The sequence below is a fragment of the Vibrio litoralis DSM 17657 genome (assembly GCF_000426765.1).
GTDB classification, from domain to species: Bacteria; Pseudomonadota; Gammaproteobacteria; order Enterobacterales; family Vibrionaceae; genus Vibrio; species Vibrio litoralis.
Map to the genome: position 1 here is coordinate 476,827 of NZ_KE384566.1, position 16,216 is coordinate 493,042.

Here is a 16,216-nt window from a genome sequence, read left to right on the forward strand (position 1 = left end):
GCCATGTTTAATATAAAAAACCAGCTTGATAGAAAAAAACAGTTTAATAGCAAAAATAAATTTGATGAAAAAATCCAAACAGCTCTGACAACACGGCGTGAAAAAGGGCTACAAAGAAACACCCAGGTATTTTCGCATCTGGCTGATAATCAGATTTCAGTATCTACCGCGAATTCTGCCGCAGAGTCTAGGCCGTATATCAATTTTTCGAGTAATGACTACCTAGGTCTTGCTCGTGATCCTGAATTAATTTCAGCTTGGCAACAAGGATTAACTCAGTACGGTTGCGGTAGTAGTGCATCTCCTGCTGTCACCGGGCTCTCTATGGCTCATCAAAGTTTGCAAGCTAAGCTGTGCGAATGGCTAGGCTACTCTAGATCGGTGTTATTTAATTCCGGTTTTAGCGCCAATCAAGCCTTGTTGTTTACCTTATTGGATAAGCACGATCATCTTATACAGGATAAATTGAATCATGCTTCTTTGATGGAAGCGGGTATGCTGAGTCCTGCGTCAATGTCTCGCTTTAAGCACAATGATGTGAATGAACTTAGCCGTAAACTTGCTGAGCTTTCAGCAACACCAACACCAGCACAAGCTAAGCTAGTGGTTTCTGAAGGCGTTTTTAGCATGGATGGTGATATCGCACCATTGAAGGAGCTTTCACAGCAATGCCAAAAACATCAGGCTTGGCTGGCCATCGATGATGCTCATGGATTAGGGGTACTAGGTTCATCCGGCGGTGGGATTACTGAGTTATCAGGAATTAAACCTAACATCTTAATCGTGACGTTCGGTAAGGCGGTAGGGCTTTCAGGGGCGGCAATCTTATGCGATGAAAGTACGGGCGAATTCTTGAATCAGTTTGCGCGGCATTATGTTTACTCAACAGCAATGCCTCCAGCGCAAGCTTATGCCATTAGTCATGCGATTACGATGATCCAGCAACAAGCATGGAGGCGTGAAAAGCTTGCTGAATTATCTGAAATCTTCCATGACTCACTCTCAACACTTTCTGGATATAGAGCCACTAGTACGGCAATTAAGCCTTTGATATGTGGCAATAGCCAACAAGCTATCGATTTGTCGAACTACTTAAAGCAGAAAGGCATGTGGGTTGGAGCTATTCGTCCACCCACGGTTCCCGCGAATGCGGCAAGGTTAAGGATCACCTTGAGTAGCCGTCATTCTCAGCAACAAGTTTCACAGCTTATTCAAGACATTATTCAATATTATCAATTGAATGAAAATCTAAGAGGGTACGGTTGATGGCCTTAGCAGTAGATACTGAATGTAAAGATACCGATAAAATAGCCGTTGCCCAAGCGTTCAGTAAAGCGGCAAAAACTTATGATCAACATGCGGCTTTTCAAAGGCAGGTTGGGTATCTTTTGCTGGATAAATTACCGCATGATTTATCTGGATTGAAAGTATTGGACCTTGGCTGCGGTACAGGTTATTTCACTCAATTGCTGGCATTGCGTGGCGCCCAAGTCACAGCCTTTGATTTGTCCGATGCCATGTTGGCGGTGTGCCAATCTCGTTGTGCTAATTTGCCGGTGAGTTACTTGAAAGGGGACGCTGAGCAATTACCGTTTGAGCCTCAAAGTTTTGATTTGATTTTTTCCAGCCTTGCATTGCAATGGTGTCATCAGTTGGATGCTTTAATGACATCACTTATCCAAGTATTAAAACCGCAAGGGAAATTGGTATATTCAACGCTTTTACAGGGTTCATTAGTCGAATTACATAGTGCTTGGCAGCAAGTCGATCGCCAATATCAACATGTGAATCAATTCCATCAAATAGATAGCTTGAAATCGGCGGCATCGCAATCGGGAGCGAGGCAATGCCAGCTAGAAAACCTGCAAATAACACTTAACTATTCTTCGGCAATTGAGTTAATGAAAGATTTAAAAGGGATTGGTGCAACGCATGTTTCTGGGCGCTCACAAGGGTTAACCAAACCGAAAACCTTATTACAAGTCGATCAAGCCTACCAAGTGCATAAAAATTCGAAAGGTGAACTTCCCGCCACTTATCAGGTTTGTTTAGGAGAGCTGACAAAATGAGTCATTGTGTATTTATTACTGGTACGGATACCGAAGTCGGCAAAACTTTAGTATCTCAAGCATTCATTAAGGCGTTTGCTAAGCGTGATTATCGAGTTTCAGGATTTAAACCTATCGCGGCGGGCTGTGAAGTTAGCGAACAAGGTTTGGTTAATGAAGATGCTCTAGCGTTACAGAAAGCCTCGAATGTTGAGCTAAGTTATGCTGAGGTTAATCCTTTTGCTTTGTTGTTACCTACATCACCGCATATTGCCGCTAAACGTGAGTCGGTCACTATAGACTTTGACTCATTAGATCAAAACTTAGATCAGCATAAAGTGAAATCTGACATAGTAGTGGTAGAAGGGGCGGGTGGCTGGAAAGTGCCGGTTTCTGATAACGAATTTTTATCAACTTGGGTAAAGCTACAAAAATTACCGGTTATTATCGTGGTTGGTATCCGACTCGGTTGTTTGAATCATGCTTTGCTTACTCTAGAGTCAATCCGAAATGATGGTTTAGAGGTGGTCGGTTGGGTGGCGAATAAGGTCGACCCTGATTTTGGTTGTTACGATGAGAATGTGGCTTTTTTAGAAAGTCATATTTCCGCGCCCAAATTAGCTGAAATTCCTTATTTATCAAAATCGGAAATGATGGATGTTGAACAATATATTGATTTAGACTTGTTCAAGTTCGAGTAATGGAGTTATAACTTATACCCAAGTTACTTGGGTCTATTCTTAAATAAAACAAAAGCCGCATAATGACTAATATGCGGCTTTTGTATTTTAAATGGGTATACTTATTATTGAGCTTGATATTTTTCAGGAACCAGCCTCATAGGCTGCTCTGATTTCTTTTCTGCTAAACCTAAGCGCTCTTTCGCTTCTTCTTCTGATAAACCTAAATGGCACGATAATAAATCGATCGCCATTTGGTAATTTTCCTTATCCGCCATAGTTATCACCCTTATTTGTAACAGTAATATCGTTAAAATAAGGATAATAGTTGCTATGAGCAATACGACTAAAGTATAACTAAGTGAGAGTGAATCAGGTGACGGACCATATAAGCCTTAGTATTCATTTACTTGAGTATTAAACAGCTAAGTATAAATTTGAGTGATTGGTCACAAATAGTATGACTTATATACGTATGTAGAGTGATAGTTACGCAATCATTCGCGCTAAAGTTATAAGACACTAAATGTTTCAATTTAGCGCTTAACCTTGAACTTAAAATGAATGACTATATCTATACTTAAACCGTGTAGGTATACATTGTTTTTTCACCGTAGCCATAAGGTTACGATGACTAATGAATAGTTTCTCAATGGAGACAGAAAGAATGAAACGAGTGATGTTATTTTTAGCAACCAACTTAGCAGTAGTGCTAGTTTTAAGTGTTGTTTTAAATATAGTTTATGCGGTAACCGGAATGCAGCCAGGTAGTCTTTCTGGGCTATTGGTGATGGCAGCTTTATTTGGTTTTGGTGGCTCATTCATTTCATTGTTAATGTCTAAAAAAATGGCATTGCGCTCTGTTGGTGGTCAAGTAATTGAAACCCCAAGAAATGAAACCGAACATTGGTTAGTCCAAACAGTAAGTCGTCAAGCTCAGCAAGTCGGTATTGGCATGCCAACCGTAGCTATTTATGATTCGCCAGATATCAATGCTTTTGCAACGGGTGCTAAGCGAGATGATTCTTTGGTTGCGGTATCTACCGGATTATTGCACAACATGACTCGTGATGAAGCTGAGGCGGTACTTGCTCATGAGGTTAGCCATATTTCTAACGGTGATATGGTGACCATGACATTAATGCAAGGCGTAGTGAATACCTTTGTTATTTTCTTATCTCGCACAATTGCAAACCTTGTAAGCTCAAGAGATAGCGAAGAAGGCGGTGGCACGAATATGATGAGCTACTTTTTGATCTCTATGGTGCTTGAATTGGTGTTTGGTTTCTTAGCAAGTTTTATTACGATGTGGTACAGCCGTCACCGTGAATTCCATGCCGATGCTGGCGCAGCAAACTTGGTCGGCAAGCATAAGATGATTGCCGCTCTTGAACGTTTGAAAATGAGCCACGAACCACAATTAGAAGGTTCTATGATGGCGTTTGGCATTAATGGTAAGCGCACTATGATGGAATTATTAATGAGTCATCCACCGCTTGATAAGCGTATCGATGCTCTACGTAATTCATAATAGAAAAGCTACTGTATGAGTCAATTGTCGCCTCTTGTCGCGTAAAGTGTTAAGAGGCGACTTTTTTATATGTAGCTTGATACTCGGTCGTTTCACTTCTCGTTGCTCGATAAGAAAGTGCAACGTGTAGGGGATTAGTTTCTAAACAAGGATTCTATTTCTTTTCTATTTTCTTCTGTAAATCTGCTTCAACAATTTTCAATGCTTCTAGCGCAATGTTCGGTTCGATTTCATTCGATTCCAGTAAATAAATAAGATCAACTGCCAATTTTATTTCTTCCGGCGCAGAATCTAGTGGGCTAGGTTGATTGTCAATAGTCATTGCTTGGGTTATGCCTTTCTCTATAAGTGATTTGCTTTTCTATTTTTAACTTTGCCGCTTGGCAACGTTCTAGTCGTTGTTCTGCTGTTAAGAGGTCCTGTTGCGCTTTTGCACGCTGTAAACTGCTGCAATGATCAACTTGATGGGTCTTTTGTTGCACTAGATCTTGTAAGCGAATTTCCCACTCTTGGTGCTGTGATAAATCTTGATAAAGCTCACTGATAGGCTTGCGGTAATGACTGCTGTGCTTTATTTCGTTATGGCGAATAGCACCCGTGGCTAATTCACGTTGAATGGCTTCTAGTTGCGCTATCAGCTTCTGAGAGAGGTGTTCAGCGCGCAACTGAGTCAGTCTATTTGCTTGCTGCTCTCGAATGATGCTGTCATAAGTTGCTTGGGCTTCCGAAACACACGGAACTAAGAAGCGGGCTCTACAGCTAAAAAGATGCTCATCAAATAAAGGCTGATGATGCTCTCCTTTTTGCCTATCTCGCTGAGCGGCTTGCTTGGCTAAAGTATCAAGTTTATCTGCTATATCGCTGAAATTACTCATCTCTACCTCAATTAAAACCAGGCTTCATAAGCCAGTTTTATTGCCATGACGCTTACCACAGTCACAAAGACTGGACGAATAAATGCCGCGCCAAAACGAATCGCTGAATGTGCGCCAACATAAGCTCCTGCCATTAAGCATAGCCCCATGGTTAAACCTAATGCCCAATTAATGTGACCTAATATGGCAAAGGTCACTAGGGAAGTAAAATTGCTGGTGAAGTTCATGGCTTTGGCGACACCAGATGAAAGTAAGATATTCATTCGATATAAGGCCATATTAGTGACTGTCCAAAATGCGCCAGTACCGGGACCAATTGCACCGTCATAAAAACCAAGGGTTAATCCTTGAATAATTTGTTTCCTATGCGTCTTAGCGTCAAACTCAGGCATATCGCTGTGATTTTCTTTTGGCGGTTTATGAAAAATAGTATAAACCGCCGTCGCGAGAATAATTAATGGCAATAATTTTTCTAACCAACCGGTACTAATAACATTGATCACAAGCGTACCGCTAATTGCGCCAATTAAGGTGGCAATAAAGGAGCGATACCAAAACTCAGGAGTGAACAATCGTTTCTTATAATAAGTAAAAGCTGCCGTTGAAGAGGCAAAAGTTGCGGATAGTTTATTTGTACCAAGCGCCAAATGAGGAGGGAGACCAATGGAAAGTAGGGCTGGTACAGTCAGCATACCGCCACCGCCAGCAACTGCATCGATAAAACCAGCAGCAAAAGCAACAAGGCCCAGAATGATAAGCATCGTTGGGTCTAACATTTCCATAAATGATCTTCTTAGTTAGTATTCTATGTTCCGCTTAAAAGGCGGCAGGGCATCGAGTAATGATTTACCGTAGCGTTTGGTGACGATGCGGCGATCTAGGATCACGACTCTACCAGAATCTTGCTCTTTTCGCAGTAAACGTCCCACAGATTGAATCAGTTTTTTACTTGCTTCGGGAACGGAAATTTGTAAAAACGGATTTCCACCTTTTTGTACAATATATTCAGAGTGCGCTTCTTCGACAGGAGAGTTCGGAACACCAAATGGAATTTTGGTAATGATCAAGTTTTCAAGCAACTTACTCGGTAGATCAAGTCCTTCCGAAAAACTCCCCGTGCCAAAAATCACGCTGGTTTGGCCAAATTGGCAATACGCTTTATGTTTATTGAGTATTTCAGTGCGTGAACGCTTGCCTTGAATTTGCAGGTTCCACTTTTCTCTTAATGCGATAGATTCAAGTTTTTCTGCCACTTGATTCATTTGCCAGTAGGAAGAAAATAAAATTAAATTCGCTTTCTTTTCTTCAATATAACCAGGCAGAATCTCACACAAGTGCTTAGTGAAATCAGGGTGCTGCGGTTCAAATTTTACATTAGGGATGAGTAACTCAGCATTATTTTGGTAATCAAAAGGTGATGCTAATGCCAGAAACTGGGTAGCGTCTTCGGCTTTTTGGCTAACGCCGGCCTGGATAGCAAAATACTGAAATGAGTTTAATGCTCTCATGGTTGCCGATACGAGCACCGCACCAGCGCAACGACTCCATAATTGACGATCGAGTTGCCAGCCAACCTCTAGAGGCGACACACTAATAATAAAGTCATCTTCCCGTTCTGGGCTCACTTCTATCCAACGGGCAAGTGGTGCGCCTTTGTCATGATTTGGCTCTGCCATTAAATGCCACACTTTAGCCAAATTCTCCAAGCGTTGTAGATAAAAGCCAGACTCCGCGAGTGCCGGTTCAGCGAGGCGTGAAGATAATTCCCCATCTTTAACTCGTTCTGAAATCAAGTCGGCGATTTTATTCATAGCTTGATGTGCTTTCTTGCTCAGTATTTTTAGGCTTTTAGATTCTTCTTCTAACCAAGCAGGTAATTCTCCGTGCTCAAAGCGATATGTACGCTCTTTAAATTCATTGGTATTAAACCGCGTGCTTAATTGAGTAAGAGCTGGGATCAGTTGCTGAATAGCATCTTGTAATTCATTTCTAAATCGAGCGCTACGCTTAGCATCAGTCAAATTCGCTATTTTTACTACGGCTTTATTGAGGCTCTCTAACCAACCAGCGGCACCTTTTAAGCTTGCAGCGGCGGAAGCATGTTCACGAGCCACGTTCGGTAGATGGTGTGCTTCATCAAAAATATAAATACTTTGCTCGGGCTCAGGCAAGATCACGCCGCCACCAAGATCGGCATCGGCCATCACTAAGCTGTGGTTGGCAATAATAATATCGGCTTTATCAAGATCGGCTCTTGCTTTCTGGAAAGGGCAATCACGATGTGAAGGCATCGAATTATTGCAACTGTGCTTATCACTAACGATAATTTTCCAAATATCGTCGTTAATAGTCTCTGGCCAGCTATCCCTATCACCATCCCATTTTTGAGTCGAGAAAGCTTCATATAAATCTTGCAGCTGCTTTATATCTTGCTGCTTAGGTTTGCTTTCAAACATAGCCATTTGCTGACTATCTTGTTGCCCACCAGAAGCCAACATTAACTTTTCAGCACAGCAGTAGCGCTGACGTCCTTTAGCCAATAGAAAAGTGAAAGGAGTATCGACTAAGCGTCGATAAAGCGGCATATCTTTATTAATTAACTGTTCTTGTAGTGCAACCGTTGCGGTAGAAATGATGATTTTCTTCTCACCAAACTGAGCGAAAGGTACCGATGCCATTAAGTAAGCCAATGATTTACCAATGCCGGTGCCTGCTTCCGCCACAATAATACGATTGGATTGATGGTAGGTACCTGCCAGTGTTTTAGCAATTTCTGCAACTAGGTAGTTTTGAGCTCGGCGAGGAATAAAGCCATCTAATTGATGAGAAAGATTTTGATAACTGTGTTTGATGGCTTTTTGAATATTGGCAGATAGCATGCTTGAGTCTCTTAATTGAACAACTGGATATTATCACAGTGGTTTGCTTAAGTAACCTGCCGAGTGTGGCTATTTAAATATAAAGAGATATACCATCGTACTTGAAGCTGCAGCTTTGTTGTCGGCGCTTATTCACCCCAATCTCATAGGCAAGCTATGCGATTGGGGCTTCATTCACTGGTTGCCTAACTACAACTCTAATTACTCTGGTATAGGTAGGGAAATGTGACTTTGGTCTATTAAGTGAGTCACTAATTTCACCGTAAAGATAGGTTTCCTCAATGTCTTACAGGTCGAAAACACACCACTTAGTCACTGTGCTGTCATGAAAAATAAGATCGGAATCACATATTGATGCATAAAACGTATCGCTTACTATGGGGAGCATGATTTGTGTTCGGTATGGAGTTTTATTCTGAGATGTGGCTTTTTATTGGGCTATTTATTGGTTTTATTTATATTTTTTTAGGTTATATGACTGGCTTTTTATCTTTTGTTGTACTTATGAAAATCTTTAAACTGAGGTTAAGTTTAAAGATTAGAGTTGGTTATTTTTTTTAACTGACTGTTTATAATGGTATTTTATCTTTTGTGGGTTGTGATTTACTTTTTTTTATTAAATTTGACACTTTTGGGGAACTTATTGCAATCTTTGGGTGCGAATCAGATGTAGCGCTTGTTGACGAAATGTTAACGAGCGATAAAACAAAAAAAGAAAGGAATCCCAAAGGGAATTTCAAATTAATAAAAGGCAGTGGATTATTATGAAAAAATCGCTTTTAGCTCTTGCAGTATCAGCAGCAGCATTCACAGGCGCAGCAAGTGCGGCTGAAGTTTATAGCAACGACGGTGGGTCAGTAGATTTTTACGGGCAACTGCGTACCGAAATGAAATTTGCTGATGCAGATGATTACAACGCAGATCTATCAACGGGTTCTTCTCGTATTGGTGTTGATGCTAAATATAATGTAATGGAAGGTTTTGACGTTTTAGGTCTTGTTGAAGTCGGTGTCCCTGCACAAGATGATGAAGATGGAAATGACGTAGAAGTTCGTCGCCACTTGATCGGTTTTGCTACAGATTATGGTACTGTGCAGTTTGGTCGTGATTGGACTACATCCGATGATTTAGGTGGTACAGACTATTCTTACTTCTTTGGTGGAACGGCTAATCTTTATGACCAATTAAATGGTGCATTATCTGAATCACAAATTAAATACTCTCTAGATCTTGATAACTGGTGGGTTAAAGCAACTTATGGTTTAAATGATAGTTCTAATCATCAAGATTTATTTGAAGCATTTGTTGGTGCAACTTATGGCGACTTGTCATTCCACGTAGGTGGTGGTTATAACCGTGTTCATGAGTTTATGACTACTGTAACAGATGTTAACGATAATAGTTTTGATGTTGGCGGTGACCTTAGCAACACTTATTATGAAGCAACACTTGTATATAACTTGCTTGATAATTTACAAGTGAGTGGTACTTATTATGGTTCTCAACTAGAAAATACTGACAATGACTCGAAAATTGATCAGAATGCTCTTTCGTTAGGAACATATTGGACATTTGTTGAGAAAACTTCATTATATGCTGGGTATGAATACGTTCATCAAAAAGATGACGATTCAGATGCTAGTGATCACGGTAACAACGCTTACCTTGGCCTTGAATATAAATTCTCTAGCTGGGCACGTGTATTTACAGAAGTAGGCTATTCTGATGGTACGACTCTAGGCTTCACGAATAACCAAACTGATGTAGTGGTTGGTCCTACTGAGGTTGATAGTGAAACCAACTTTGGTATCGGTGCTCGTTTCTACTGGTAATCAAAGTTTAAAGTTATGTTAATATCAAAGCTCGGTTTCTACCGGGCTTTTTTATTTTTAAATAAGGGATGTATATGAGTAAGAAGTTTATTTCCGCAGTAGGCTGTATTGCATTATTAGCCAGTCAATTGGTTCATGCTGAAGTTAAAATTCCAATCCCAGATAGCATTAACTTATTGGTTGTGAACTCCCTCAAACCTGAGATTGAAAAGGGCGGTTTGTTTGGTTCTGATACTTTAGTTTTACCTGATGGTGAAAACCAGATCGTATTCAAGTTTCAACCCGGTGTGATGGAAAATGATACATTACGTCGAGTTTATAGTGATGTTATTGTTGCGAAGTTTTCTGCTCAAGATGATGAATTAAAATTTGTGTTGCCAGAGTATCGAGATTTAAATCAGGCTCGAAATGAAATTAATGATTTTGAATGGTCTTTAGTCGATAGTCAGGATAAAGCGGCTGATATAAAAAAAGACCCACTATCAACGACAGGAGTACAGCTCGGACGCAACTTTATTGAAGATGTGATGGATTACAACATGCGCGGTGGTGTTGCTGCGATTACGACAGGCGCTGTTGCAGCCAAGAGTCTACCTGTGAATACGCAAGTTAAACCCGATGGTGAAAATGTCGCTCAGTTGAAAGCTTGGTATTTGAAAGCTAATGCGCAAGAAAGAAAAGATTTTCAAGTTTGGTTAATCGACCAAAAATAATGAGCAAAATAGATAGTGAAAGAAGCGGCCAGAGTGTCGTTTTTTTCATTTAAAGTTCAATGTAACACTTTATTTTCCGGGCAAACGGTTGCTATTCGGTGTCATATTGCTGCAATCTAATTTGATGGCTACAATTCAATTCCCTGTTCATAACCTACATAATCTCTATGAAATTCCCCGGCCAACGTAAATCTAAACACTATTTTCCTGTCGATGCACGTGATCCGCTTGTCAGTCAAGCGCAAGAAAGCAAGCGAATGTCTCGTACTCACATTATCGGTATTGACCAAACGTTGGTTGATATAGAGGCGAAAGTCAGTGATGAGTTCATTGAAAAATATCAATTGAGTAAAGGGCACTCGTTAGTTATTGATGATGAAAAAGCAGAAGCACTATATAACGAGTTAAAGGAATATGACCTGGTTACCGATGAGTTTGCCGGTGGAACAATAGGGAATACATTACATAATTACTCCGTACTAGCCGATGATAAATCTACCTTATTAGGTGTGATGAGTAATAGTATTAAAATTGGCAGTTATGGATATCGCTACCTTTGTAACACTTCTAGCCGCATGGATTTAAATTATCTACAAGGCGTTGAAGGCCCAATTGGTCGTTGTTTTGCATTAATTAGTGATAATGGTGAACGTACCTTCGCAATTAATGAAGGGAAAATGAACCAGTTATTACCGACTAGTATTCCAGAACATATTTTTGAAAATGCTTCAGCCTTAGTGTTAACCGCTTATTTGGTTCGTTGTAAGCCGGGTGATCCTATGCCTGATGCAACAATGAAAGCGATTGAGTACGCGAAAAAATATGACGTTCCAGTGGTTCTTACGCTAGGAACCAAATATGTGGTTCAAGATGATCCTGAATACTGGCGTGATTTTGTTAAGCAGCATGTTTCTGTTTTAGCGATGAATGAAGAAGAAGCAGAAGCTTTGACAGGAGAACATGATCCTTTATTAGCTTCAGATAAAGCGTTGGATTGGGTAGATCTAGTATTATGTACCGCCGGCCCGGTAGGTTTATATATGGCTGGCTATACCGAAGAAGAAGCAAAGCGCCCAACAAGTTTGCCTTTATTACCTGGTTCGATTGCTGAATTTAATCAGTATGAATTTAGCCGTCCAACAGTTCGTTCTCAATGTAAAGATCCGATTAAAGTGTACTCTCATATTGCCCCTTATATGGGTGGGCCAGAGAAAATTAAGAATACTAATGGGGCAGGTGATGCAGCATTATCTGCAATATTGCATGATATGGCGGCCAATAAATACCATAAAGAAAATATCCCTAACTCAAGTAAGCATGAATATCCATTTTTGACCTATTCATCTTTCTCTCAAGTATGTAAATATGCTAACCGTGTGAGCTATGAAGTATTAGCGCAGCATTCTCCGCGTTTATCTCGTGGCTTACCTGAGAAAGAAGACAGCTTGGAAGAAGCATACTGGGAAAGATAAGCTTATTTAGTTAAGTGGTTTTATTCGCTCAAAGGAACGGATAAAAATAAATAGGTGGGTTTAATTATTCTTACTTATTGGATCCGCTATTTACAGTAACTTGTTGTTAGAAATAAAAAAAGGGAGCTAATTACTCCCTTTTTTTATTAATAATCCAATAAGGATGTGGTTATTATTTGATTAGGAAATCATCAATTGATTTGCCTGCATCAAGAGCTTCTTGAATGGCAGAAGGCGTACGGCCTTGGCCAGTCCAAGTCTTACGCTCACCATTTAAAGTGTATTCATATTTTGCAGGGCGAGGTTGACGCTTCTTACGAGATTTAGATTTTGATTCACCACCGCTCATTGCAGAGATAAGGTCTTCTAAATCAATTCCGTCTTTAGCGATCATTTTAGCGTATTCTGCTAATTTAGCTTCGCGCTCCGCTTGTTCAGCTAATTCTTTTTCTTCTACTTCTTTTCTTTCTGCTACAACAGTAGTCAGTTTTTCTAGTAACTCTTCTACTTCCGCTAGGGTAAATTCGTCACGAGTAAAAGCGCGAAGGCTACGAATATTTAATAGTGCTGATTTTTTGATTTCTGACATATGTGGATCCTATACAGTAGAATTGCTGAATTAAGTTTTATCTAAAATAAATATCTTTGTTAGATAAAGTTAAACTAATTTTATATAGCTTATCTTTTTTAGTCAAAAAATATATTTGTTTAAATAAAGAAATTTTAGGCTGATTTAATATTTATACTGTTACAAATAATGTTGTTATTTAGGTGTTGATCCAAACTTATTACCTAAGGTTTATAATTAAGTGTGCTGGTTGTTTTTTGGGCTAAATGGAAATGTTCGACTTTTGTCTTGCCATTTGCTTTTTGATCATTACAATGAGCCGAATCTTGCTAGAACCCTTTGTAAATGTCCTGATAAATGGCTGTTTGTAAGGCGAATGTTTTAGTCTGATGTAGAGGCGCAATATTTATTAGTACTACGTTTTAGGGTGATGCCTGTGAGAGCGTACGAAAGGAAATGTTGCCGAAGTAAGAGCTAATCAGTGCGTTTTGATTAGTTAGGCATATCAGAGCCACTTGCTGGGGTTGCATTTAATAGGTGTAACACTGCCATAGTTTGCAGAGTGCTAGTCTTAAAGATTACATGCTGTGTTTTTTTACTATGGAGCGCTACTGTAGACACATGAAAGTGATTTGGCTTTCAACGTTTATCAACAAGATGATTTATTGTTTACGACTATACTCTTCAACAATATCCCTTCTGCAGTAGATCTCTAACCAATTTTGGTTTTTTTGATCATGAATTTAATCGATTTTACTTCTTCCGCGGCATCGTTGCTGCCTCCAGCAATCGCTTTGACGATGGCCATTCTGACCCGACGTGTTCTTTTATCACTTGGTTTTGGTATTTTACTGGGTGCATTTTTGTTGGCTGATTTTTCATTATTAGGCGCATTAAGCTATACCAGCTCGACTGTAGTGGGTGTGTTTGTTAGTGATGGCGGATTGAACTGGGACAGCCTTTTTATCCTACTTTTCCTCGTTCTTCTTGGCATGATGACAGCTTTGTTAACGCTATCAGGTGGTACCTATGCTTTTGCTGAGTGGGCCCAAAAGCGTATTAAAAGCAAAAGAGGGGCACAACTTCTTGCGGCTTGGCTAGGGGTATTTATCTTTATTGATGATTACTTTAATAGCTTAGCGGTAGGTGCTATTTCTCGCCCTGTGACCGATCGCTTTCAAGTTTCTCGTTCTAAATTAGCTTATATTCTAGACTCAACTGCTGCACCTATGTGTGTCCTTATGCCTGCTTCTAGCTGGGGGGCTTATATCATGACAGTAGTAAGCGGCATTTTAATTTCACATGGCATTACAGAGTATTCTGCTCTAGGCGCATATATGCGTTTAGTTCCGATGAACTACTATGCGATTTTTGCTTTATTAATGGTATTTGCCATGATCTGGTTTGATCTTAATGTTGGTCCTATGCGTAAGCATGAGATTGCAGCGGGTCAAGGTAAAACTGATGATCGCGATGAAAATGCACCAGATTTAACGGAAGAATCTGAAATTAAAGAAAGCAAAGAGGGCACGGTTTCTAACTTGATTCTTCCTATCGTTGCTTTAATTATTGCGACCGTGTATTTCATGATCAGCTCTGGTGCGGATGTATTAAGTTCTGATGGTCAGGCATTTAGCTTATTAAAAGCGTTTGAAAATACCAATGTTGGCCAGTCTTTATTCTATGGTGCATTAGTTGGTTTAATCTGTGCGGTTGGAACCGTATTAAAGCAAAAAATGCCAGCAAGAGACGTGTTAATGACGTTATGGATTGGTGCAAAATCAATGTTCGGTGCGATTTTGATCTTAGCCTTTGCATGGACAATTGGCGCAGTCATTAAAGATATGGGCACAGGTGCTTACTTATCGACTCTAGTAGAAGGAAATATTGGTGTACATTGGCTACCAGTATTGTTGTTCTTGCTTTCAGGTCTAATGGCATTTTCAACCGGAACGTCATGGGGCACATTCGGGATTATGTTACCAATTGCAGGTGATTTAGCCGGTGCAACGGATTTAGCGCTTATGCTACCTATGTTGAGTGCAGTACTTGCTGGCTCTGTATTTGGTGACCACTGTTCTCCAATTTCAGATACCACGATTTTGTCCTCGACAGGGGCGCGTTGTAACCATATCGACCACGTATCTACTCAGTTACCTTATGCATTGGCAACAGCGATAGTTTCATCTGTTGGCTTCATTGTTTTAGGGGTGACCGATTCTTCGCTGGTGGGCTTGAGTGCTGCAAGTGTGACGTTTGTAGCTTGCTGTATCGTGATGTCTGTTATTTCAAAATCAAAAATGAAAAAAGCCGCAGCTTAATTTCTTATTTTGATTGTGATACCAAAGGCTGAGTTAGTGAATAACTTAGCCTTTTTTCTATAAAACTTTTTAGGTGAAAATAATTCAAATAAAGGCTTGAAAAAACATTAGAGCTTGGGTAGTGTGAAGTGATTGAAACTGATTGAGCAAACAAATATATGCGCACATTGAATACTAACATTCATCATCACCATCATCCTGTTATATCTTGCGGGTGAGAGTGTGCATCCGGAAGATATCTCTTCCGGACGTGAATCAGTAAAAAGATTCAAACCCTCGGAAGAGTTTTCTCTCCGAGGGTTTTTTCATTTAGGGACACTTTAAAAATCAATCATTGTTGGATGTGCTAAATAAACCAACTATGACTATTAAATTCAAAATACAGGGATAGAAATATGACAAATTCACGATTAAGAATTGCGATTCAAAAGAAAGGCCGCTTGAGCAAAGAATGCCAAGATCTACTTAAAAAGTGTGGCGTTAAATTTAATATTGCTGGTGAAAGGCTGGTAGTACACAGTGAAAATATGCCAATCGATTTATTGCTCGTTCGTGATGATGACATTCCTGGCTTGATTATGGATGGGGTGGTTGACCTTGGTTTTATTGGTGAGAATGAACTAGAAGAAGTTCGCCTAGATCGTAAAGCAGAAGGTTCACCATGTGAATTCAAAGCCTTGCGTCGCCTAGACTTCGGTGGTTGTCGTTTATCTATCGCTATTAATAAAGATGAAACTTACAACGGCCCACAAGATCTAGCGGGTAAACGTATCGCGACAACTTACCCACATCTATTAAAAAGCTACATGGATGAGCAAGGCATTAACTTTAGCACTTGTATGTTAACCGGTTCAGTTGAGGTTGCGCCTCGTGCCGGGCTTGCCGATGCCATTGCGGATTTAGTCTCAACCGGTGCTACTTTAGAAGCCAATGGATTAAAAGAAGCTGAAGTAATTTTCCGCTCTAAAGCGACATTAATTCAACGCACTGGTGAATTTTCTGCTGAGCAAGATGGTTTGATTGAAAAACTGCTCACTCGTATGCAAGGTGTTATTCAAGCGAAAGAATCAAAATACATCATGCTGCACGCCCCATCTGATAAGTTAGAACAAATCAAGCAACTATTACCGGGCGCGGAAGATCCTACCGTTCTACCTCTATCTCAAGAAAAAAATCGTGTTGCTGTACACCTAGTTAGTACCGAAAATCTTTTCTGGGAAACCATGGAAGGCTTAAAAGAGCTTGGTGCGAGTTCGATCTTAGTGCTACCAATTGAAAAAATGATGGAGTAAGCAAT

15 protein-coding genes, 1 riboswitch and 1 other annotated feature are annotated in these 16,216 nt (G+C 40.1%); of the genes, 9 read left to right on the plus strand and 6 right to left on the minus strand.

The annotated features are described in order from the left end of the window. Positions 1-3: 3 nt before the first annotated feature. The 3 genes from bioF to bioD are packed head-to-tail and all read left to right on the plus strand — an operon-like array spanning position 4 to position 2,749. Positions 4-1,266: an 8-amino-7-oxononanoate synthase gene (gene bioF / locus K358_RS0112475; protein WP_051241301.1), complete on the plus strand. Its 1,263-nt coding sequence runs from the start codon at positions 4-6 to the stop codon at positions 1,264-1,266. After that, the gene (gene bioC, locus K358_RS0112480; RefSeq protein WP_027697139.1) at positions 1,266-2,069 is read left to right on the plus strand and encodes a malonyl-ACP O-methyltransferase BioC; all 804 of its coding nucleotides are present in this window, start codon (positions 1,266-1,268) and stop codon (positions 2,067-2,069) included. Before bioF ends, bioC begins: the two co-directional genes overlap by 1 nt. Then, positions 2,066-2,749, plus strand: a complete 684-nt coding sequence (gene bioD / locus K358_RS0112485; RefSeq protein ID WP_027697140.1) for a dethiobiotin synthase — start codon at positions 2,066-2,068, stop codon at positions 2,747-2,749. Before bioC ends, bioD begins: the two co-directional genes overlap by 4 nt. A gap of 104 nt (positions 2,750-2,853) precedes the next feature. Here bioD and K358_RS19350 read toward each other — a convergent pair whose 3' ends face one another. Further along, entirely contained in the window at positions 2,854-3,006 is a 153-nt protein-coding gene (locus K358_RS19350; RefSeq protein ID WP_169716296.1) for a hypothetical protein, read from the minus strand. Between the two features lie 389 nt (positions 3,007-3,395). Here K358_RS19350 and htpX point away from each other — a divergent pair, with 389 nt between their 5' ends. Next, positions 3,396-4,259 (plus strand): protease HtpX, encoded by an 864-nt coding sequence (gene htpX / locus K358_RS0112495; RefSeq protein ID WP_027697141.1) that lies wholly within the window; start codon positions 3,396-3,398, stop codon positions 4,257-4,259. A 154-nt stretch (positions 4,260-4,413) separates the two neighbouring features. Here the strand turns inward: htpX and rsmS are convergent, their stop codons facing one another. From rsmS to dinG, 4 genes are read right to left on the minus strand one after another with little or no spacing between them, the layout of a single operon-like run. Beyond that, on the minus strand, positions 4,414-4,581 hold the full coding sequence (gene rsmS / locus K358_RS0112500) for a pleiotropic regulatory protein RsmS (protein WP_027697142.1): 168 nt from the start codon (positions 4,579-4,581) through the stop codon (positions 4,414-4,416). After that, complete coding sequence (locus tag K358_RS0112505; RefSeq protein ID WP_027697143.1) at positions 4,571-5,134, minus strand: primosomal replication protein; 564 nt, start codon at positions 5,132-5,134, stop codon at positions 4,571-4,573. Before K358_RS0112505 ends, rsmS begins: the two co-directional genes overlap by 11 nt. Before the next feature lie 11 nt (positions 5,135-5,145). After that, positions 5,146-5,916, minus strand: coding sequence for a sulfite exporter TauE/SafE family protein (locus K358_RS0112510; RefSeq protein WP_027697144.1), 771 nt, complete (start codon positions 5,914-5,916; stop codon positions 5,146-5,148). 15 nt (positions 5,917-5,931) lie between these two features. Beyond that, on the minus strand, positions 5,932-8,013 hold the full coding sequence (gene dinG, locus K358_RS0112515) for an ATP-dependent DNA helicase DinG (RefSeq protein ID WP_027697145.1): 2,082 nt from the start codon (positions 8,011-8,013) through the stop codon (positions 5,932-5,934). A gap of 764 nt (positions 8,014-8,777) precedes the next feature. Between dinG and K358_RS0112530 the strand changes: the two genes are divergently transcribed. The 3 genes from K358_RS0112530 (at position 8,778) to K358_RS0112540 (ending at position 12,030) form a co-directional block, all read left to right on the plus strand. After that, positions 8,778-9,845, plus strand: coding sequence for a porin (locus K358_RS0112530; RefSeq protein WP_027697146.1), 1,068 nt, complete (start codon positions 8,778-8,780; stop codon positions 9,843-9,845). A gap of 74 nt (positions 9,846-9,919) precedes the next feature. Beyond that, positions 9,920-10,558 (plus strand): DUF2057 family protein, encoded by a 639-nt coding sequence (locus tag K358_RS0112535; protein ID WP_027697147.1) that lies wholly within the window; start codon positions 9,920-9,922, stop codon positions 10,556-10,558. A 167-nt stretch (positions 10,559-10,725) separates the two neighbouring features. Then, positions 10,726-12,030, plus strand: coding sequence for an inosine/guanosine kinase (locus tag K358_RS0112540; RefSeq protein WP_027697148.1), 1,305 nt, complete (start codon positions 10,726-10,728; stop codon positions 12,028-12,030). Positions 12,031-12,202: 172 nt separating this feature from the next. On the opposite strand, the gene K358_RS0112545 is transcribed toward K358_RS0112540, so the two are convergent. Next, a complete protein-coding gene (locus tag K358_RS0112545; RefSeq protein WP_027697149.1) occupies positions 12,203-12,619 on the minus strand; it encodes an H-NS family histone-like protein in 417 nt (138 codons plus the stop codon). Positions 12,620-12,982: 363 nt separating this feature from the next. Then, a riboswitch (Lysine riboswitch) is annotated at positions 12,983-13,217 on the plus strand. Between the two features lie 118 nt (positions 13,218-13,335). Here K358_RS0112545 and K358_RS0112550 point away from each other — a divergent pair. Then, positions 13,336-14,919 (plus strand): Na+/H+ antiporter NhaC family protein, encoded by a 1,584-nt coding sequence (locus K358_RS0112550; protein WP_027697150.1) that lies wholly within the window; start codon positions 13,336-13,338, stop codon positions 14,917-14,919. 181 nt (positions 14,920-15,100) lie between these two features. Continuing rightward, positions 15,101-15,228: a sequence feature (His leader region), on the plus strand. An 86-nt stretch (positions 15,229-15,314) separates the two neighbouring features. Next, positions 15,315-16,211, plus strand: a complete 897-nt coding sequence (gene hisG / locus K358_RS0112555; RefSeq protein WP_027697151.1) for an ATP phosphoribosyltransferase — start codon at positions 15,315-15,317, stop codon at positions 16,209-16,211. Positions 16,212-16,216 lie beyond the last annotated feature (5 nt).

What these genes read in the sequence shown, in the direction of transcription:
- K358_RS0112535 (WP_027697147.1), top strand. Translation starts at nt 9,920, where the DNA reads ATGAGTAAGAAGTTTATTTCCGCAGTAGGCTGTATTGCATTATTAGCC.
- K358_RS19350 (WP_169716296.1), bottom strand. Translation starts at nt 3,006, where the DNA reads ATGGCGGATAAGGAAAATTACCAAATGGCGATCGATTTATTATCGTGC.
- K358_RS0112505 (WP_027697143.1), bottom strand. Translation starts at nt 5,134, where the DNA reads ATGAGTAATTTCAGCGATATAGCAGATAAACTTGATACTTTAGCCAAG.
- bioD (WP_027697140.1), top strand. Translation starts at nt 2,066, where the DNA reads ATGAGTCATTGTGTATTTATTACTGGTACGGATACCGAAGTCGGCAAA.
- K358_RS0112540 (WP_027697148.1), top strand. Translation starts at nt 10,726, where the DNA reads ATGAAATTCCCCGGCCAACGTAAATCTAAACACTATTTTCCTGTCGAT.
- K358_RS0112550 (WP_027697150.1), top strand. Translation starts at nt 13,336, where the DNA reads ATGAATTTAATCGATTTTACTTCTTCCGCGGCATCGTTGCTGCCTCCA.
- rsmS (WP_027697142.1), bottom strand. Translation starts at nt 4,581, where the DNA reads ATGACTATTGACAATCAACCTAGCCCACTAGATTCTGCGCCGGAAGAA.
- K358_RS0112545 (WP_027697149.1), bottom strand. Translation starts at nt 12,619, where the DNA reads ATGTCAGAAATCAAAAAATCAGCACTATTAAATATTCGTAGCCTTCGC.
- bioF (WP_051241301.1), top strand. Translation starts at nt 4, where the DNA reads ATGTTTAATATAAAAAACCAGCTTGATAGAAAAAAACAGTTTAATAGC.
- dinG (WP_027697145.1), bottom strand. Translation starts at nt 8,013, where the DNA reads ATGCTATCTGCCAATATTCAAAAAGCCATCAAACACAGTTATCAAAAT.
- hisG (WP_027697151.1), top strand. Translation starts at nt 15,315, where the DNA reads ATGACAAATTCACGATTAAGAATTGCGATTCAAAAGAAAGGCCGCTTG.
- htpX (WP_027697141.1), top strand. Translation starts at nt 3,396, where the DNA reads ATGAAACGAGTGATGTTATTTTTAGCAACCAACTTAGCAGTAGTGCTA.
- K358_RS0112510 (WP_027697144.1), bottom strand. Translation starts at nt 5,916, where the DNA reads ATGGAAATGTTAGACCCAACGATGCTTATCATTCTGGGCCTTGTTGCT.
- bioC (WP_027697139.1), top strand. Translation starts at nt 1,266, where the DNA reads ATGGCCTTAGCAGTAGATACTGAATGTAAAGATACCGATAAAATAGCC.
- K358_RS0112530 (WP_027697146.1), top strand. Translation starts at nt 8,778, where the DNA reads ATGAAAAAATCGCTTTTAGCTCTTGCAGTATCAGCAGCAGCATTCACA.